General features: G+C 34.8%; 13 protein-coding genes and 1 pseudogene. 6 read left to right on the top strand and 8 right to left on the bottom strand.

The window, feature by feature from the left end:
• Window positions 1-79 precede the first annotated feature (79 nt).
• The gene (locus tag QQM35_RS02010; protein ID WP_251517349.1) at window positions 80-1,255 is read left to right on the top strand and encodes a hydroxymethylglutaryl-CoA synthase; all 1,176 of its coding nucleotides are present in this window, start codon (window positions 80-82) and stop codon (window positions 1,253-1,255) included.
• A gap of 97 nt (window positions 1,256-1,352) precedes the next feature.
• On the opposite strand, the gene QQM35_RS02015 is transcribed toward QQM35_RS02010, so the two are convergent.
• From QQM35_RS02015 to pruA, 4 genes are all read right to left on the bottom strand, one after another.
• A complete protein-coding gene (locus QQM35_RS02015) occupies window positions 1,353-2,918 on the bottom strand; it encodes a BCCT family transporter (RefSeq protein WP_285813483.1) in 1,566 nt (521 codons plus the stop codon).
• Window positions 2,919-3,049: 131 nt separating this feature from the next.
• Window positions 3,050-3,580 (bottom strand): methylated-DNA--[protein]-cysteine S-methyltransferase, encoded by a 531-nt coding sequence (locus tag QQM35_RS02020; RefSeq protein ID WP_251517347.1) that lies wholly within the window; start codon window positions 3,578-3,580, stop codon window positions 3,050-3,052.
• 115 nt (window positions 3,581-3,695) lie between these two features.
• A complete protein-coding gene (locus tag QQM35_RS02025) occupies window positions 3,696-4,160 on the bottom strand; it encodes a hypothetical protein (protein ID WP_251517346.1) in 465 nt (154 codons plus the stop codon).
• Between the two features lie 249 nt (window positions 4,161-4,409).
• Complete coding sequence (pruA, locus tag QQM35_RS02030; RefSeq protein ID WP_251517343.1) at window positions 4,410-5,954, bottom strand: L-glutamate gamma-semialdehyde dehydrogenase; 1,545 nt, start codon at window positions 5,952-5,954, stop codon at window positions 4,410-4,412.
• Window positions 5,955-6,277: 323 nt separating this feature from the next.
• Between pruA and QQM35_RS02035 the strand changes: the two genes are divergently transcribed.
• Window positions 6,278-7,348 (top strand): acyltransferase family protein, encoded by a 1,071-nt coding sequence (locus QQM35_RS02035; protein WP_251517341.1) that lies wholly within the window; start codon window positions 6,278-6,280, stop codon window positions 7,346-7,348.
• A 70-nt stretch (window positions 7,349-7,418) separates the two neighbouring features.
• Here the strand turns inward: QQM35_RS02035 and QQM35_RS02040 are convergent, their stop codons facing one another.
• Window positions 7,419-7,982, bottom strand: a complete 564-nt coding sequence (locus QQM35_RS02040; protein ID WP_251517339.1) for a sugar O-acetyltransferase — start codon at window positions 7,980-7,982, stop codon at window positions 7,419-7,421.
• A gap of 229 nt (window positions 7,983-8,211) precedes the next feature.
• Between QQM35_RS02040 and QQM35_RS02045 the strand changes: the two are divergent.
• Window positions 8,212-9,634 (top strand): annotated as a pseudogene (locus QQM35_RS02045) (SLC13 family permease).
• A gap of 117 nt (window positions 9,635-9,751) precedes the next feature.
• On the top strand, window positions 9,752-9,958 hold the full coding sequence (locus QQM35_RS02050; protein ID WP_251517337.1) for a hypothetical protein: 207 nt from the start codon (window positions 9,752-9,754) through the stop codon (window positions 9,956-9,958).
• A gap of 131 nt (window positions 9,959-10,089) precedes the next feature.
• On the opposite strand, the gene QQM35_RS02055 is transcribed toward QQM35_RS02050, so the two are convergent.
• Window positions 10,090-12,000 (bottom strand): FtsX-like permease family protein, encoded by a 1,911-nt coding sequence (locus QQM35_RS02055; RefSeq protein WP_251517335.1) that lies wholly within the window; start codon window positions 11,998-12,000, stop codon window positions 10,090-10,092.
• Entirely contained in the window at window positions 11,990-12,751 is a 762-nt protein-coding gene (locus tag QQM35_RS02060; protein ID WP_251517333.1) for an ABC transporter ATP-binding protein, read from the bottom strand. The genes QQM35_RS02055 and QQM35_RS02060 overlap by 11 nt, the downstream gene beginning before the upstream one ends.
• A gap of 254 nt (window positions 12,752-13,005) precedes the next feature.
• Between QQM35_RS02060 and QQM35_RS02065 the strand changes: the two genes are divergently transcribed.
• On the top strand, window positions 13,006-15,390 hold the full coding sequence (locus QQM35_RS02065) for a heavy metal translocating P-type ATPase (protein ID WP_251517331.1): 2,385 nt from the start codon (window positions 13,006-13,008) through the stop codon (window positions 15,388-15,390).
• A gap of 56 nt (window positions 15,391-15,446) precedes the next feature.
• The gene (gene copZ, locus QQM35_RS02070) at window positions 15,447-15,653 is read left to right on the top strand and encodes a copper chaperone CopZ (RefSeq protein ID WP_251517329.1); all 207 of its coding nucleotides are present in this window, start codon (window positions 15,447-15,449) and stop codon (window positions 15,651-15,653) included.
• A gap of 96 nt (window positions 15,654-15,749) precedes the next feature.
• Here copZ and QQM35_RS02075 read toward each other — a convergent pair whose 3' ends face one another.
• Window positions 15,750-16,748 (bottom strand): D-lactate dehydrogenase, encoded by a 999-nt coding sequence (locus QQM35_RS02075; protein WP_251517327.1) that lies wholly within the window; start codon window positions 16,746-16,748, stop codon window positions 15,750-15,752.
• Window positions 16,749-16,766: the final 18 nt, after the last annotated feature.

Raw genomic sequence — 16,766 nt, forward strand, 5'->3', positions numbered from 1 at the left:
AATTAAAATATTGTATTTTATCTACACGTTTTGTTATGATTCAAATGATATTTATATACAGAAAGGTGTCGATACACTTATGTCAATCGGTATTGATCAAATCAATTTTTACGTTCCAAAATTCTATGTAGATATGGCGAAACTAGCCGAAGCACGTCAAGTCGATCCAAATAAATTTTTAATCGGTATTGGACAAACTGAAATGGCTGTAAGTCCGATGAGCCAAGATATCGTTTCGATGGGTGCTAATGCAGCTCAATCCATCGTTACAGAAGACGATAAAAAACAAATCGGCATGGTTATCGTTGCTACAGAATCAGCAATCGATTCAGCCAAAGCTTCAGCAGTTCAAATCCACAACTTGCTAGGTATTCAACCATTTGCACGTTGCTTTGAAATGAAAGAGGCTTGCTATGCTGCAACACCAGCTATTCAAATGGCTAAGGATTACATCGCAAAGCGTCCAGATGAAAAGGTACTTGTAATTGCGAGTGATACAGCACGTTACGGCCTTAATTCAGGAGGCGAACCTACACAAGGTGCAGGTGCCGTTGCTATGATGGTATCACAAAACCCACGTATACTTGAACTAAATGACGATGCAGTAGCATACACTGAAGACGTGTATGATTTCTGGAGACCGACAGGACAACCATATCCACTTGTTGACGGTGCATTATCTAAAGATGCTTACATTCGTTCCTTCCAAGAAAGTTGGTCTGAGTACGCACGTCGTACGAACAAACAACTAGATGACTTTGCATCATTATGCTTCCATGTACCATTCACTAAAATGGGTAAAAAAGCACTTGATTCAATCTTAACAGATGACATCAACGACGAAACTAAAGAACGTTTAACTAATGGTTATGATGCTGCAACATACTACAATCGTTATGTTGGTAATATCTATACAGGATCACTTTATTTAAGTTTAATTTCACTACTTGAAACTCATGAAAACCTATCAGCTGGAGATAGCATCGGTTTATTCAGTTACGGTTCAGGTTCAGTTGGTGAATTCTTCAGTGGCCAACTTGTTGATGGCTTCAAAGATGTACTTGATATCGAAGGTCACAAAGCTTTATTAAATAACCGTACAGAAATTTCTGTTGATGATTACGAAGCATTCTTTAAACGTTTCGATAATTTAGAATTTGATCACGATGTTGAACTTGCTGATGAGAAAAATGAAATCTTCTATCTAGAAAGTATCAATGATCATATTCGTCAATATAATACATTAAATCAATAATCAAAGCACTTAAAACCACTTTTTAGCGAATCATAAAAGAAGCTCCTAGCTGACGTGTTGAACGTCACTAGGAGCTCTTTTATAGTTTCTTTTTCGTTTAACGAGGTATGTGTGATTGTTGTTCTTTTGTTGAGTTTATATTTTGTTTATGAGGTTGTAACGATAATCCTAAATATTTCCGTTCTGCATTTGCATCTTTAAATAACGAAATCATCATCAATATGACGACAAAACTAAATGGAAAGGCAGAAATAATAGCTGCCGATTGCATCGCTGCTAAACCTGTGTCTCCACCGGCTAACAATAAGACATATGCGATAGCTGCTAATGAAATCCCCCATACGATCTTTACAAAGCCTGATGGGTTAAGTGTACCAAATGCTGTTTGCATTCCTAATACATATGTTGCGGAATCGGCAGAAGTAATAAAGAATGATGCAATTAATGCTAGCGCAATAATTGATAATATCGTACCAAATGGCAACTCATTAAAAATACCGAATAACTGCGTTTCTGGTGGCATTTTAAATATACCTTTATGGTGCTGCCCTACTGATATACCAGTCATACCAAAAGTACTGAACCAAATCACACTAATGATAACAGGAACACCAAGTACGGCAATGACAAATTCACGAATACTTCGACCTTTTGAAATTCTGGCGATAAACGTACCGACGAATGGACTCCAACTCATCCACCAGCCCCAATAATAAATTGTCCAAGTTTGTAACCAATCAGACTTTTGTTTATTCAACGGAGCGACATCTAAACTGTCGTAAATAAGTGTTGATAAATAATCACCAAATCCAGATGTCATCATATTAAGTATTAACACTGTTGGACCTACGATAAATAATACGAGTAACAATAATCCGGCTAATATCATATTTAAATTACTTAAATATTGAATTCCTTTACTCAGTCCACTCCAGGCACTGTATAAAAATAATACTGTTACAACTGCAATTATAATACCCTGGACGACAACATTTTTTGGTAAGCCAAATAAATAACTTAAACCTCCGTTAATTTGGACTGCGCCAACGCCAAGAGACATCGCAACACCTATAATCGTCGCAAAAACGGCTAACACATCCACAATGACACCTGTTGTGCCATCTACTTTATTACCTAACACAGGTCTTAAAGTTCTCGAAATCAATCCATTCTCGCCTTTACGAAACTGTGAATATGCTAAGCCGAGTGCTACTAGACAATAAACAGCCCATGGATGAAAGCCATAATCTAAGAAAGAATATTTAAATGCTTCTGCCATTGCAGATTTAGATTCTGGCTTAGCAGTTGGCGGAGATAAATAGTGTGAAATTGGTTCAGAAGCACCATAAAACACTAAACCAATTCCCATGCCAGCACTAAATAGCATGGCTAACCATGAGACCGTCTTAAACTCAGGTTTATCCGTTGGTTTACCTAACTTTAATTTGCCAATCGGGCTAAAAATTAAAAATATACAAAACGCTAACACAAGTGCATATACAACCATATAATACCAACCAAAGGTCTTTGATACCCATGTAGAGATATCCCCTGTAATACTGCCAAATGCTTTTGGTGTCACTGCACCAAATATGACAAGTATACCTACAATTGCTGCCGCATATATAAATACTTTAGAAAACTTCTTTTCCCTGTGTTCCACACATTATGCCTCCCTATATTTGTTTTAAGACAACCTAAACACTAACATACTAAGCTAATAGTGCAACTTAGTAATTTTGCGCAATTTAATTGGTGATCTCATTCTGTTTATTAAATATAGGAAGGTTTTTATTATATTTTATTGCCTTTCTTAGGGATATAGAATTGGTTCATATCGAGTTGTTCTGTCTCTAACAGCTTTACTTTCGTCTCAATGCCACCACCATAACCTGTTAAATTACCATCTTTACCGACTACGCGATGACATGGAATAATGATTGAAATTGGGTTACTCCCCACAGCTCCGCCTACAGCTTGTGCTGACATCTTAGCTTTATTACGTTTTACTGCGACTTTCTCAGCTAACTCTCCGTAAGATAGTGTTTGACCAAATGGAATTTCTAACAATAAGTCCCACACTTGTTTCTTAAATTCAGTGCCTTCAGGCTGAAGAGGAAAGTCAATCTCAGGGTTATTTCCTGAGAAATAAGCGTCCAACCATGCTGTGACTTTTTCGAAAATTTGTAACTGTGGGCGATGCGTATATTGTGAGTCATCGTTTTTGGTTATATCATTTTTAGGGAACCACAACCCAGTGAGATGTTTGCCATCAGACGTTAATGTTATTTGACCGACAGGTGATTGATATTCTGTTTTATACATTCATAAGCACCTCTATTTTAAAAGATAAACAATTAAGCCTGTGACTTCGTATGGCACAGGCTTAATCGGTGTATCGTTATTTGAGATTAGATTTTTCCTACTTAATTGTTAGTAATTATGAAAAATTGTATAAATCAATTTTATTGTCTTTCGCATATTCTAATGCTAAAACTTCTAATAAATTAATCATTGCAGGATTGTTTTTCACTTTAATATATTGGAATCTTAAATTTTGTTCTTCCGCTTTAATATTATTCACTTCTGATTCGTCTAATTTTTGATCTTGTACATACGTTCTTTTGAATTTTGCTGTACCGGCAGTTGATTTTAAGTTGTATTGTGCAAGTTTATCGTTAAGGTCTTTTTGTGTAAGTTTATAACCAGTCATATAACCACCAGCTTGACCTACAAATAAAGGGCTCTTATTTTTAAAAATGACGTAGATCCCTTTTTGATTAACAACCTCGCTTCTACTTTCTTTATCAAACTTTAAAGCTTTCGATTTGTCATATTTAAATAGTTTCTTTAATGGTTTCTTATATTCATCTAGTAATGTTGAAACTTGTTTATCACCATTCATTATTATCATCCTTTTCTTTTTCATTTATTAATTCATATATACACGATACAACACCCATGTAAACTTTTACATTTATCTTCACTAATGATTCTAGCAATAATTCAATTAAATATCTATACAACTTTATTATAACAGTCAGAAAATCGTTCTTTATATATATTAAAAGTACACTAATTTTTAATATAAAAAAAGAGAAAGCTCCCATATGAATGGGAACTTTCTCCGCACATAATAAAATGTTTCTATAAATTAGAACATTTCTGAAGCGACTTTTTGTTCTAAGAAGTTTAATAAGTAGTCTGGGCTACCTGTTTTAGCATCCGTACCTGACATTTTGAAACCACCGAATGGGTGATAGCCAACAACAGCTGCTGTACAACCACGATTTAGGTATAAGTTACCTACATCGAATGAAGATACTGCTTCTTGCCAGTTTTCACGGTTGTTTGTAATAACTGCACCAGTTAAACCGTAGTCAGTATCGTTAGCGATGTCTAACATTGACTCGAAATCATCACCTTTGATAAATCCTACAACTGGTCCGAAGATTTCTTCTTGCATGATTTGGTCGCTTGATTTCATACCAGAGAAAATTGTTGGTTCAATGAAGTAACCAGTAGAACCATCAGTGCCGCCACCTTGTTCTAACTTACCTTCTTTGTTACCAATTTCAATATATTTTTTAATCTTATCGAATTGTTTTTGGTTGATGACTGGTCCCATGTTTGTGTTGTTTTCAGTGTTACCTAAAGTAAGTTCTTTAGTTAACTTGATTGATTTTTCAAGTACTTCATCGTGTACATCTTTGTGCACGATAGCTCTTGAACAAGCTGAACATTTTTGACCTGAGAAACCAAATGCTGATCCTACGATTGCTTCTGCAGCTAAATCAGTATCGATATCTTTATCAACGATGATTGCGTCTTTACCGCCCATTTCAGCGATAACACGTTTTAAGAATTGTTGACCTTCTTGTACTTTAGCAGCACGTTCGAAGATACGCACACCAGTTGCGCGAGAACCAGTGAATGTTACGAAATGCGTATGAACACTATCTACTAAATGGTCACCGATTTCTTTAGGATCACCCGGTACAAAGTTAACTACACCTTTAGGTAATCCAGCTTCTAATAAGATTTCCATTAGTTTATAAGCTGTTAATACTGTATCTTCAGCTGGTTTTAATAATACTGTGTTACCAGCAACAACAGGTGCTAAAGTAGTACCTGCCATGATTGCAAATGGGAAGTTCCATGGTGGAATTGTAACACCAGTACCAATTGGTTTGTAGAAGTATTGGTTGTGTTCGCCTTCTCTATCTAATACCTTTTTACCTTCTGATAATTCCATCATTGATCTTGCATAGTATTCGATAAAGTCAATACCTTCTGCAGCGTCGCCTACAGCTTCATCCCATGGTTTACCTGCTTCGTATACCATAACAGCTGAGATTTCTTCTTTACGACGTCTGATGATTGCTGCAACTCTCATTAAGAATTCAGCACGGTCTTTATGAGACCATCTTCTCCAAGATTTATAAGCTTCATTTGCTGCGTCAAATGCATTATCTACATCTTCTTTTGAAGCTTTTGAAATTTCCGCGACAACTTCAGAAGTGTTCGCTGGATTGATTGATTGGAAAGTATCTTTTGTGAATTTCTCTTCACCATTAATCACTAAAGGAATTTTTTGGTTTAATTCACCTTTAACTTTTTTTAATACCTCTTTGAAAGATTCTACGTTCTTATTATCTGTAAAATCTATACCTGGTTCGTTCTTATAATTTACTACCATTTCTCTACCCCCTGAGTTTGTAAATTGTAAACTGAATTGAAATCAATCCATTTCTTTCTCCATTGTAGCTACTTCATTTACTAAATGCAATCGCTTGCATTTATTTTTCTGAAAATACTTATAATTTCGTCAAATTTTTAAATAACTTTATTCTGGTAATTTATAAAAATTAAGTTAGAAGCGTCAAATCGATTTATTTCGTATTTATACAACTCAAACTGTAATCTCATTGTTATGTAAAGTTTTATAACTTTATGTTATTTTAATATTTAATTATATTGAAAGAATGTAAACTATGATTTTGAATGAAAGGAATTTCTAGCATGAAAACATATACCTCCGTTATCTTTTGGATGCGGACGATAGCTTGTCTTAGTATTGTGTGTATACATTCCATCACGACTACTTTTTCAAAGATGAATCACGTTGAACACGATACGCTAATCAGATTAATACAATTGCTATTAATGTTTAGCACGCCGTTATTTGTTTTTATTTCAGAATTTTTACTAGCTAAAAATTATCACGTAACTACGAAGCCAGGCTTCTTCAAAGAAAAGTTAATCTACCTAGGTATTCCTTACATATTGATAAACTTGGGAATCTCCTATTTCTATTTAAAACCAGATTCATTACAACAATATATAAGAAACGTCGGTGATACGATGTTTCACGGTGGTGCAATTACGTATTTTATTGTAATCATTTTCCAGTTTTATGCCTTACATTATTTATTCGCGAAATATCTTGTGAAATTGAAGCCACTGCCTGTTGTTATTGGCTCAATCATATTCGCTACAATTTATTGGGCGTTCAGACAATTCTGGCCTCAACCAGACCTTCCTATCATTGGATTGTTTTGGGAACGTGAAGGTTGGATGTTGTTCTTTGGTTGGGTCAGTTATTTCTTACTCGGTTTTTATATTGGTATTTATTACGAAACATTTATGACACAGATAAAAAAGTATACGTGGGCAATCATTCTCGGAACATTATTGGCCATAACGATACTTGTCACTAATTATGTTTCGGGCTTTAGCACATGGGTTGAATCTAAACGATTTGATATTCCGTTTTATGTAACGATGGTAATTTTAATGTTTTTCTTATTTTCAGCATATATTAAATACGTTCCAAAGTTTATTCTGTACATTAGTAATTACTCATTTTGCATTTATGCGATACATTATTTCTTCGTACATGATTTAGGATTGTTAAATGGAGATAACCCGTTTAAGAATATTGTATTTAATTTAATTATTACGCTATGTCTATCTATATGCGTTGCCTATCTCTTTAATTTATTTAAATTCGGTAAGTATATTGTAGGAGGCATTGGTAAGATTAAATATGAAAAAGTTTACGAAAGTTATCAAGTAGGCAAAATGGATTAATGATATACCATATTAAAATAAAAGCACGACCAAGTCGTTTTTCAACGGCGAGGTCGTGCTTTTGCTTATATTATTCGTTATCAATTTTTTTATAAGGTTCAGCTGGTGATCCCATTGCTAATACATTTTCAGGAACATCTTTAGTAACGATACTTCCAGCACTGATGACTGCACCTTCACCAATTGTTACACCTGGTAATACGATAACGTTTGCCCCAATCCAAACGTTATTACCAATTGTGATTGGTGATGCTTTCTCAATACCTAAATTACGGGCGTTAGCACCTAATGGATGCGTTGCGGTATATATTCCACAATTTGGACCGATAAATACGTTATCCCCAATTACGATATGCGCACAATCCATTAAATAACAATTATGATTAATAAAGATATTTTTCCCTAGAAAAATGTTATATCCATAATCTACTTGGAATGGACTTAACAGCTCTAAATGATTTGGTTCATAATGAAATAAATCTTTTAAAATCGTTGTACGTTTTTCTTTATTACTTGGTTTTGTTTGATTGAGCTCAGCACATAGATCTTTAGCTTGTAAACGGTCTTCAACTAATGTGTGGTCAGAACTTGCATTATACCATTCGCCATTAATCATATTGTCTTTTTCAGTCAATTTTTTACCCTCCATCATTTTAAAATCCATTTATTACATTAACACGATAAAGACTAAGCGTCATCTCTTTTGAGGAATTGTATTAACTAAGATGTAATGGTATTTCATACTAAACGACATTTTTCCGCTTCACAACTTATTTTTTTAATTTTCTGAAAAGTGATTGTTTTACAAGAATTATACTGATATCTTAAAATTATAGCTTTTTTAAACAAAGGGGATGTTTATTATGAAAGAGAAAATCGGCCTTATACTAGGACCTATATTATTTATCATCTTTTATTTTATACCTAGTGTAACCGGATTGGAGCACGCACCGAGAGCTGTTCTAGCGGTCACGTTATTAGTTGCAACTTGGTGGATTACCGAGGCTTTACCTATTCCAGTCACATCATTAATTCCTTTAATCTTGTTACCGATTACTGGTGGTACTAAAGAAGAGGTTGCTGCAAGTGCGTACGCTGATCCAATCGTCTTTATGTATATGGGTGGTTTTATTATTGCCTTAGCCATTGAAAAATGGAATTTACATAAACGTATCGCAATGAATATTATTTCGATGATGGGAGCAAATAGTAATCGCATCATATTAGGAACGATGATTGCGACTGCGTTTATTTCAATGTGGATTTCAAATGCTGCGACCGCTTTAATGATGTTACCGATTGCTCTCGCATTAATTAAAGAAATTAAAGAAGCACAATTCCTGAAACCACAGTCTGCGAATAAATTTAGTAAATCATTGTTATTAACAGTCGCCTATTCAGCATCTATTGGTGGCCTTGCTACATTAATTGGTTCCGTACCAAATGCAGTATTCGCCGCTGTAGCGAAATCGAGCTTACATAGATCAGTATCATTTGCACAATGGATGTTATTCGCCGTACCATTGACAATTATTCTATTAACAGCACTTTATTTCATTTTAACGAAATGGTTGTTCAAAGTAGAAGATGCCAATAGCGTTTCTTCTGATTTTGCTAAAAAAGCGTTGCGAGATTTAGGACCTATGTCTATCGAAGAAAAGTTAACAGGGCTCGTGTTCTTACTCGTAAGTATTTTATGGATGGCAGGCAATGTATTACCTGACTCGCTCCATATTACAGATACGACAATCGCAATGTTTGGTGCTGTCCTATTGGTTCTTAATTCCTGCGAAATCTAAAAAAGGTGGCCTTCTCGTCTGGGATGATATGACGAAGTTACCGTGGGGCATTCTACTATTATTTGGTGGTGGTCTTTCATTAGCTGCTGCATTCGAAGATTCAGGACTTACGAAATGGTTTAGTGGACTTCTCGGCGTCGTGAAACCATTACCAATCATATTAATTATTATCGTATTAACGACAGCGATTTTATTCTTAACTGAAGTGATGTCTAACACGGCAGTATCTAATATGTTGATGCCAGTCAGTATCGGGTTTGCGGCTGCAATTCATGCAGATCCATTTATTATAATGGGTATCGTAGCACTATCTTCAACATGTGCATTTATGTTACCTATTTCAACACCACCGAATGCCGCTGTCTTTAGTGCAGATGAACTCGAAATGAAAGACATGGTTAAAGCTGGTTTTATATTGAATATTGTGGCGATTATTGTCATCTCAGTCTTTTCATACTTCTGGCTACCGATTGCGTTTGGTCTATAGCTATTCAACGTGCATTATACAGCCAAAGTATGACACACTTTCTATACTTCGGACGCATGTATACATGATACATCTCAATTATAATATTGATATAAACCTATAAAGGAGTCATGTATAATGAAAACAATTTTACGAGCTGCCATTGCCATTTTGTTAATCTTAGGTATAGCAAAAACGTTCCAAGAACACGACGTTGCATCTGAAGCTTCGAATTATTATGCGCAATTACAAAATAGCCATGTATTAGAAAACGTTGAAAACCTTAATTTCGAAGGACTTAAAAATATAAATTTTGATGATATCAAACCTTCAGATTTCTTTTAATTACGTTCAACGAAAAACTCAAACTAACTTTTTGTAAAATCCAATGACTAAAATTCATTCAATATTTAAAACCAGCAAAAAAAGACTCCAATGAGAGGGAATCACCACTCATTGGAGCTTTTTTATATTTATTAAATAGAATGTTTAACTACTCGGTTAGAATGTATAAATGCCATTATAGCAAAGATGAAGTAAACTAGTGTGTAAATTACCATGACAATAAACACAGGCATCATCGAGATAACACCGGATAATTTCATGACAATCGTTGATGCAAAGAATGCATGTAATAGCGATACGACAAGTGGTAATGAGAAATTGAAGAATATTTTTAATCCTAAACCGGTCATCATATCTCTATGTGTATATCCCATACGTTGTAAAATACGGAAGTTTGAAATTTCGTCTTCCGTTTCATCCATTTGTTTAATGTAAATAATACAACCTGCCGCCACTAAGAATGCAAGTCCTAAGAATGAAGAAACAAATAATATAATTCCATTAGAAGAATCGAGTGTTTTAGTGATTTCCTTTTTAGTAGTGTGACTCTGCTGTTCTTTTTTAGGGAATAATGACTTATACAGTTTATTAGCTTTTGACCAATCTTTTTGATTTTTCAAATCAAAACCGTATTGTGAATGTATCTCTTTAGCATGGTGTTTCAACTTGTTGTAATCTTGGTCTTTAACTAATATTACAGGAGCATTATGAGTTAATTCTCCAGAAAATACTACTTTCTTGTCTTCTTTATTAACTTTAAAAGTTGAATTATTTAGTCCATCGAACTGAATAGAATTTCCTAAATGATGTTTAAACATACCTGCCCCCATAGTTTGTGTATTAATGAGTTTAATCTGATTACCATGGATATCATCATCATGGAAAAATTTATTGCTAGTAACAGTCATTATATTATCTTGTTTCGGCATCGCTTTAGGTTTTTCAAATACATTATCTTTCTTTAATTTTACGCTAGCAGTTTCTTTATAATCTTTTTTGAAAGGTATATGGTGCTCATCTAACTTATTCTCAAATTGTTGTGCCTGTTTTTCTTTATATACATTGAAGTCTTGAGGCGATGTTTCATTCACTATAGTTTCTGTACTTGCTTTATATATAGCACCGAAACATAGAACTGTTACCGTTATAGCTGAAATTGTAGCAATAATCGTTAATGCAAGCGCGTTTTTCTTCATTTTATGCATAATAGAAGACGTAAATACTACATCAGTGATAGAGACATTCCCTTTTTTAGAGCGTTTCAATGTCTTGAAAATCATGGAAACTGAACTTCTAAAGAATAGATACGCCCCAACTGTAGTTAGGAACAAAATTATAAATGGTAATATAATTTGTAACTTGTCAAGATAATTCATAAAGTGTTTGGCTAAATAATAACCATATACGATCATCACAATTCCAATAATACCGAAGATCACTTCGAAAATTGAAATCTTCGCGTTTTTTGCATCCCCTTGCGTATTATCTTTCATCATCGTTAATATACTACGTCTACGTAAAAAGAGGTAACTATGAATAACGATGAAAACAAATGCTAAAAACAGTAATAAAATTGTTTGTATTAGCGCTTGTGAATGTAAAGTGAGTTTCACACTTATGGATATATTCAACATTTTCAGAACAATCATCAACAATAACTTAGAACCAAATATACCGATTAATATACCGATTACCCCGGTAGAAACAAACATTGCCAACTGTTCAATAATAATCATACGCATGATATTTTTACGTGTTAATCCGATTAGTTGAAACAGTGCAAATTCCCGTGTACGACGTTTAATAAATAAGTAATTGGCATACATTAGGAATACAATAATGATAACGAATAGAAAGTTCGCACCAACTTCAGACCCTTTCTGGATTATTTTTGCGGAATTATCATTATTAATACTATGTGTATATTTTAATGTGACAAAGCTGAAGTAAATAATAATACTCAATATTAGTGAAAATATATACATCGCATAATGTCGTAAATTTTGTCGGAAGTTTTTTAATACGATTTGATTAAAGTTCATTTGCCACACCACCTAAGGCTGTTTGCATGTGGATAATATTTTTATAGAATTCTTGATTTGTGTCATCTCCTTGGCGTATTTCTGAATGAATGTTGCCATCTTTCAACATAATGACACGATTTGAATAACTTGCAGCAACTGGATCGTGACTGACCATAACAATTGTAGAATTCATGTTTTTATTCATATCTTGTAGTCGTTTTAATAAGTCTTGTGCACTTTTTGAGTCGAGTGCGCCTGTTGGTTCATCGGCAAAGATAATTGCCGGTTTGTGTACTGAAGCACGTGCTGCAGCTGTTCTTTGTTGTTGACCACCAGAAATTTGGTTTGGATATTTCGCACCTAGTTCATCGATGCCTAAAGCTTCAGTTACTTCTTTATAACTTTTTTCTTTTTCACTTTTAGACATTTTTTGGATTGATAGAGGTAGCATAATGTTTTCTTTGACTGTTAATGTGTGTAGCACACTGTAATCTTGGAAGATAAATCCTACTTCTCTTTTTCTGAAGTTTGCTAACTGACGATTGCTCATTTTGTTAATTTGGTTGCCGTTCACTTCGACAATCCCGCTCGTAATGTAATCGATTGAGCTGATTACGTTAAGTAAAGTTGTTTTCCCAGACCCTGAAGGTCCCATGATTGTCACAAATTCACCTTTATCAATTTCAAAATCTAACCCTTTTAATACTTCTTGTTTTTTATATCTGTTTCCGTAAGTTTTTCTTAAACCTTCAACTTTTAAAATTGACATCTATTTCACTCCTTCTTTTGTTCTACATCTATATCATATTAAAGATTTTTATATTCATCGTTTGTTTTAACTAACAAAATATCGCTGTGAAATGACAAATTTGTCACTTCCTTTATGTATTTGAGTAATTCTATAATAGCTAACTCAATTCATTTTATAAACAAAGTCATTGACCCATATACCTTACGGGGGTATATTAGAGTTAACAAAAACGTATTCATTACACAATCTTATAATGTAAGGAGAGGGAATTTATGAGCGAAACTAAAAAGACTACTTTCAATGTGACAGGCATGACATGTGCCGCTTGTGCCAATCGCATTGAGAAGAACCTCAATCGTATGGAAGACGTTGATGCCAATGTCAACGTAACGACTGAAAAGGCTACTGTTCACTACAACCCAGATAACACTACTCCAGAAGCAATAACGAACACTATTAGAAAGACAGGCTACGACATTGCCACAGAAAAGATAGAGCTAGATGTTCAAGGGATGACTTGTGCTGCTTGTTCTAATCGCATTGAGAAAGGACTCAATCGCATGGATGGAGTCACAAATGCAAATGTGAATTTAACGACTGAAAATGCAGTCATATCTTATAATCCAAACACTGTTTCAGAATCTGATTTTATAGCTAAGATTCAACACTTAGGTTATGATGCGAGCCTTAAACAAAGTGCTAAAGAGAAACAGTCCGCAAAACATCAAGAAATCAAACGTAAACGTACAAAGCTCATCATTTCTGCGATACTCACTTTACCTTTATTGTTGACGATGCTAGTACATTTATTTCATTTACCGTTACCACATTTCATCATGAATCCGTGGTTCCAATTCGCACTCGCGACACCAATACAGTTTATAATCGGTTGGCAGTTCTATGTTGGAGCTTACAAAAACTTACGTAATGGTTCAGCAAATATGGATGTGCTTGTAGCATTAGGCACGAGTGCTGCGTATGTTTTCAGTATTTACGAGTTAATTAAATGGTTAGTACGTTCAAATTATGAACCGCACCTTTATTTTGAAACGAGCGCAGTACTGATCACACTCATTTTATTTGGTAAATATTTAGAAACACTCGCCAAAAGTCAAACAACCAATGCTTTAAGCGAATTGTTACAATTACAAGCTAAAGAAGCACGCGTTATTCGCAATGACAAACAAATTATGATTCCACTTGAAGAAGTCAATGAAGGCGATATGCTTATCGTCAAACCGGGGGAAAAAATACCTGTAGACGGTACAATTATCAAAGGTCGAACTTCCGTAGATGAATCGATGTTAACAGGTGAATCTTTACCAATTGATAAAGCACAAAATGATAGCGTTATCGGTGCCACTATGAATAACAACGGTACGATTACAATGAAAGCAACGAAAGTAGGTAAAGATACTGCACTTTCTTCTATTATAAATGTCGTCGAAGAAGCCCAAGGTTCAAAAGCACCGATTCAACGACTAGCTGATATCATCTCAGGTTACTTTGTCCCTATCGTTGTAGGTATTGCTCTCTTAACGTTTATAATATGGATTACGCTCGTACAAACAGGACAATTCGAACCTGCATTAGTTGCTGCTATTGCGGTACTCGTTATCGCGTGTCCTTGTGCACTCGGTTTAGCTACTCCTACTTCTATAATGGTAGGAACTGGGAAAGCTGCTGAAAATGGCATCTTATTTAAAGGTGGCGCACACATTGAACGCACACACGAAATAGATACGATCGTATTGGATAAGACCGGTACGATTACTAAAGGTGTTCCAGAGGTGACTGATTTTAAAGGTGATACCACTACATTGAAATTATTAGCAAGTGCAGAACACCAATCAGAACATCCATTAGCCGAAGCAATCGTTAATTACGCAACTTCGCAACAGTTAGACCTTTATGATGTTGATGAATTTAACGCCTTACCTGGTCGTGGTATCCAAGCTAAAGTCGATGGCAAACAACTACTCATCGGTAATCGTCAATTAATGCAAGATTCTAACGTTGCCCATACTGAGTTAACATCACAAATGACTCAATTTGAAGATGAAGGTAAAACAGCTATGTTGATTGCAATTGATCAACAACTCAGTGGTATTATCGCTGTAGCAGACACGGTAAAAGATTCCGCAGCTCAAGCAATTCAACAATTGCACGATTTAGGTATTCAAGTTGCGATGCTAACGGGTGACAACGAGCGAACTGCACAATCTATCGCTAAACAAGTCAATATAGATACTGTGTATGCGCAAGTCTTACCAGAAGAAAAAGCTTCAACCATCTCTAAACTCCAACAAGAAAATAAAAAAGTTGCGATGGTCGGTGACGGTATTAACGACGCACCTGCATTAGTAAAAGCTGATATCGGTATTGCTATCGGAACAGGTACGGAAGTTGCCATTGAAGCTGCAGATATTACCATACTTGGCGGAGACTTAATGCTATTACCAAAAGCTATTAATACAAGTAAATTAACAATCCGTAATATTCGCCAAAACTTATTCTGGGCATTAGGTTACAATGTAGCTGGCATACCTATCGCTGCTTTCGGTCTGCTTGCACCATGGATTGCTGGCGCAGCGATGGCTTTAAGTTCTGTCAGTGTTGTAACCAATGCACTCAGATTGAAACGCATGAAATTATAGTTACAATGGGTATAAAGTATATATAGAAAAAATGCTTATCTTAAGGAGGTGTGCTTATGACAACTGAAACAATTCAAGTAGAAGGCATGAGTTGTGATCATTGTAAACACGCAGTAGAATCTGCATTAACAAACCTTAATGGGGTATCTTCAGCGGATGTAAGTTTAGAAGATAACAACGTCACAGTAAACTATGATGAAACGGACGTATCTTTCGATAACATGAAAGATGCGATAGAAGATCAAGGTTACGATGTTAAATAACAAGCATTAAAAAAATATATAATTCAACAAAAAATGCCAATTTCTATCTATTTAAATAGAAATTGGCGTTTATTTTTTCTCAATCATAATCAACAATTAATTTACACGTAACGCTGTGTCACCATTATTTATAACGTCGAGTGTGGCATCGAGTGCATCAACGATTAAATTTTTAACGGCATCATCTGTATAAAATGCAATATGTGGAGAAATGATAACATCTTTTCTTGCTATTAATTGCTTTAATATTTCATCCTTAATACCTTTTCCACGAGAATCGCTTGGGAACAAACCTTTTTCGCCTTCATACGTATCCAGCGCAGCGCCTTTTATTGTACCATTATCTAAAGCTCGTAATAGCGCTTTCGTATCAACAATTGATCCACGCGCACAATTGATAAAGACAGAGCCTTTTTTGAAAGTATTAAATCTTTCTTCATTAAATAAATACGTACTATCTTTTGTTGCAGGTATATGTACTGTGACAATATCTGCATCTTTAATTGCTTCATCTAATGTAGATTTATACGTTAAAAATGATTCATTTTCTTTATGTTGTATGACGTCGTATGCGACTACCTCTGCACCAAAGCCTTGGCTAAAGATTTTCGCCACAATACGCCCTATACGCCCTGTACCGATTACTGCTACTTTTAAATCTTTAATTGAACGAGATAGTATAGCAGGTTGCCATCTAAAGTCGTATTCGGCAGTCTTTTGCTGGATATCATTAAAGTTTCTAATTAAATTTAGCGCTTGTGAAACGGTATATTCAGCGATTGAATGTGGAGAATATGATGGCACGTTAGATATAATTAAGTTATATTTTTCTGCTAACTCGAAATCATAGCAATCAAAGCCGGCACTTCGCTGAGCAATTTGTTTAATACCATATTCATTTAACTTTTTATAAACTTCTTCATCTAGTTCGATTTGTTGTGATAATGAAACACCATCAAATCCTTGCACACGATCCACTGTATCAACTGTTAATAATTCAGCGTCTAAATCAACTTCTACCTGATGTTGATTTGCCCAACTTTCAATATAAGGAACATCTTCTTCTCTAACTCCAAATAATTTTATTTTTGTCATGACTGACCATCTCCTGTA

The sequence above is a fragment of the Staphylococcus hsinchuensis genome, from assembly GCF_038789205.1.
GTDB classification, from domain to species: domain Bacteria; phylum Bacillota; class Bacilli; order Staphylococcales; family Staphylococcaceae; genus Staphylococcus; species Staphylococcus hsinchuensis.

Coding starts and splice junctions, on each gene's coding strand:
- QQM35_RS02010 (WP_251517349.1), top strand. CDS start 80: ATGTCAATCGGTATTGATCAAATCAATTTTTACGTTCCAAAATTCTAT.
- QQM35_RS02020 (WP_251517347.1), bottom strand. CDS start 3,580: ATGTATAAAACAGAATATCAATCACCTGTCGGTCAAATAACATTAACG.
- QQM35_RS02025 (WP_251517346.1), bottom strand. CDS start 4,160: ATGAATGGTGATAAACAAGTTTCAACATTACTAGATGAATATAAGAAA.
- pruA (WP_251517343.1), bottom strand. CDS start 5,954: ATGGTAGTAAATTATAAGAACGAACCAGGTATAGATTTTACAGATAAT.
- QQM35_RS02035 (WP_251517341.1), top strand. CDS start 6,278: ATGAAAACATATACCTCCGTTATCTTTTGGATGCGGACGATAGCTTGT.
- QQM35_RS02050 (WP_251517337.1), top strand. CDS start 9,752: ATGAAAACAATTTTACGAGCTGCCATTGCCATTTTGTTAATCTTAGGT.
- QQM35_RS02055 (WP_251517335.1), bottom strand. CDS start 12,000: ATGAACTTTAATCAAATCGTATTAAAAAACTTCCGACAAAATTTACGA.
- QQM35_RS02060 (WP_251517333.1), bottom strand. CDS start 12,751: ATGTCAATTTTAAAAGTTGAAGGTTTAAGAAAAACTTACGGAAACAGA.
- QQM35_RS02065 (WP_251517331.1), top strand. CDS start 13,006: ATGAGCGAAACTAAAAAGACTACTTTCAATGTGACAGGCATGACATGT.
- copZ (WP_251517329.1), top strand. CDS start 15,447: ATGACAACTGAAACAATTCAAGTAGAAGGCATGAGTTGTGATCATTGT.
- QQM35_RS02075 (WP_251517327.1), bottom strand. CDS start 16,748: ATGACAAAAATAAAATTATTTGGAGTTAGAGAAGAAGATGTTCCTTAT.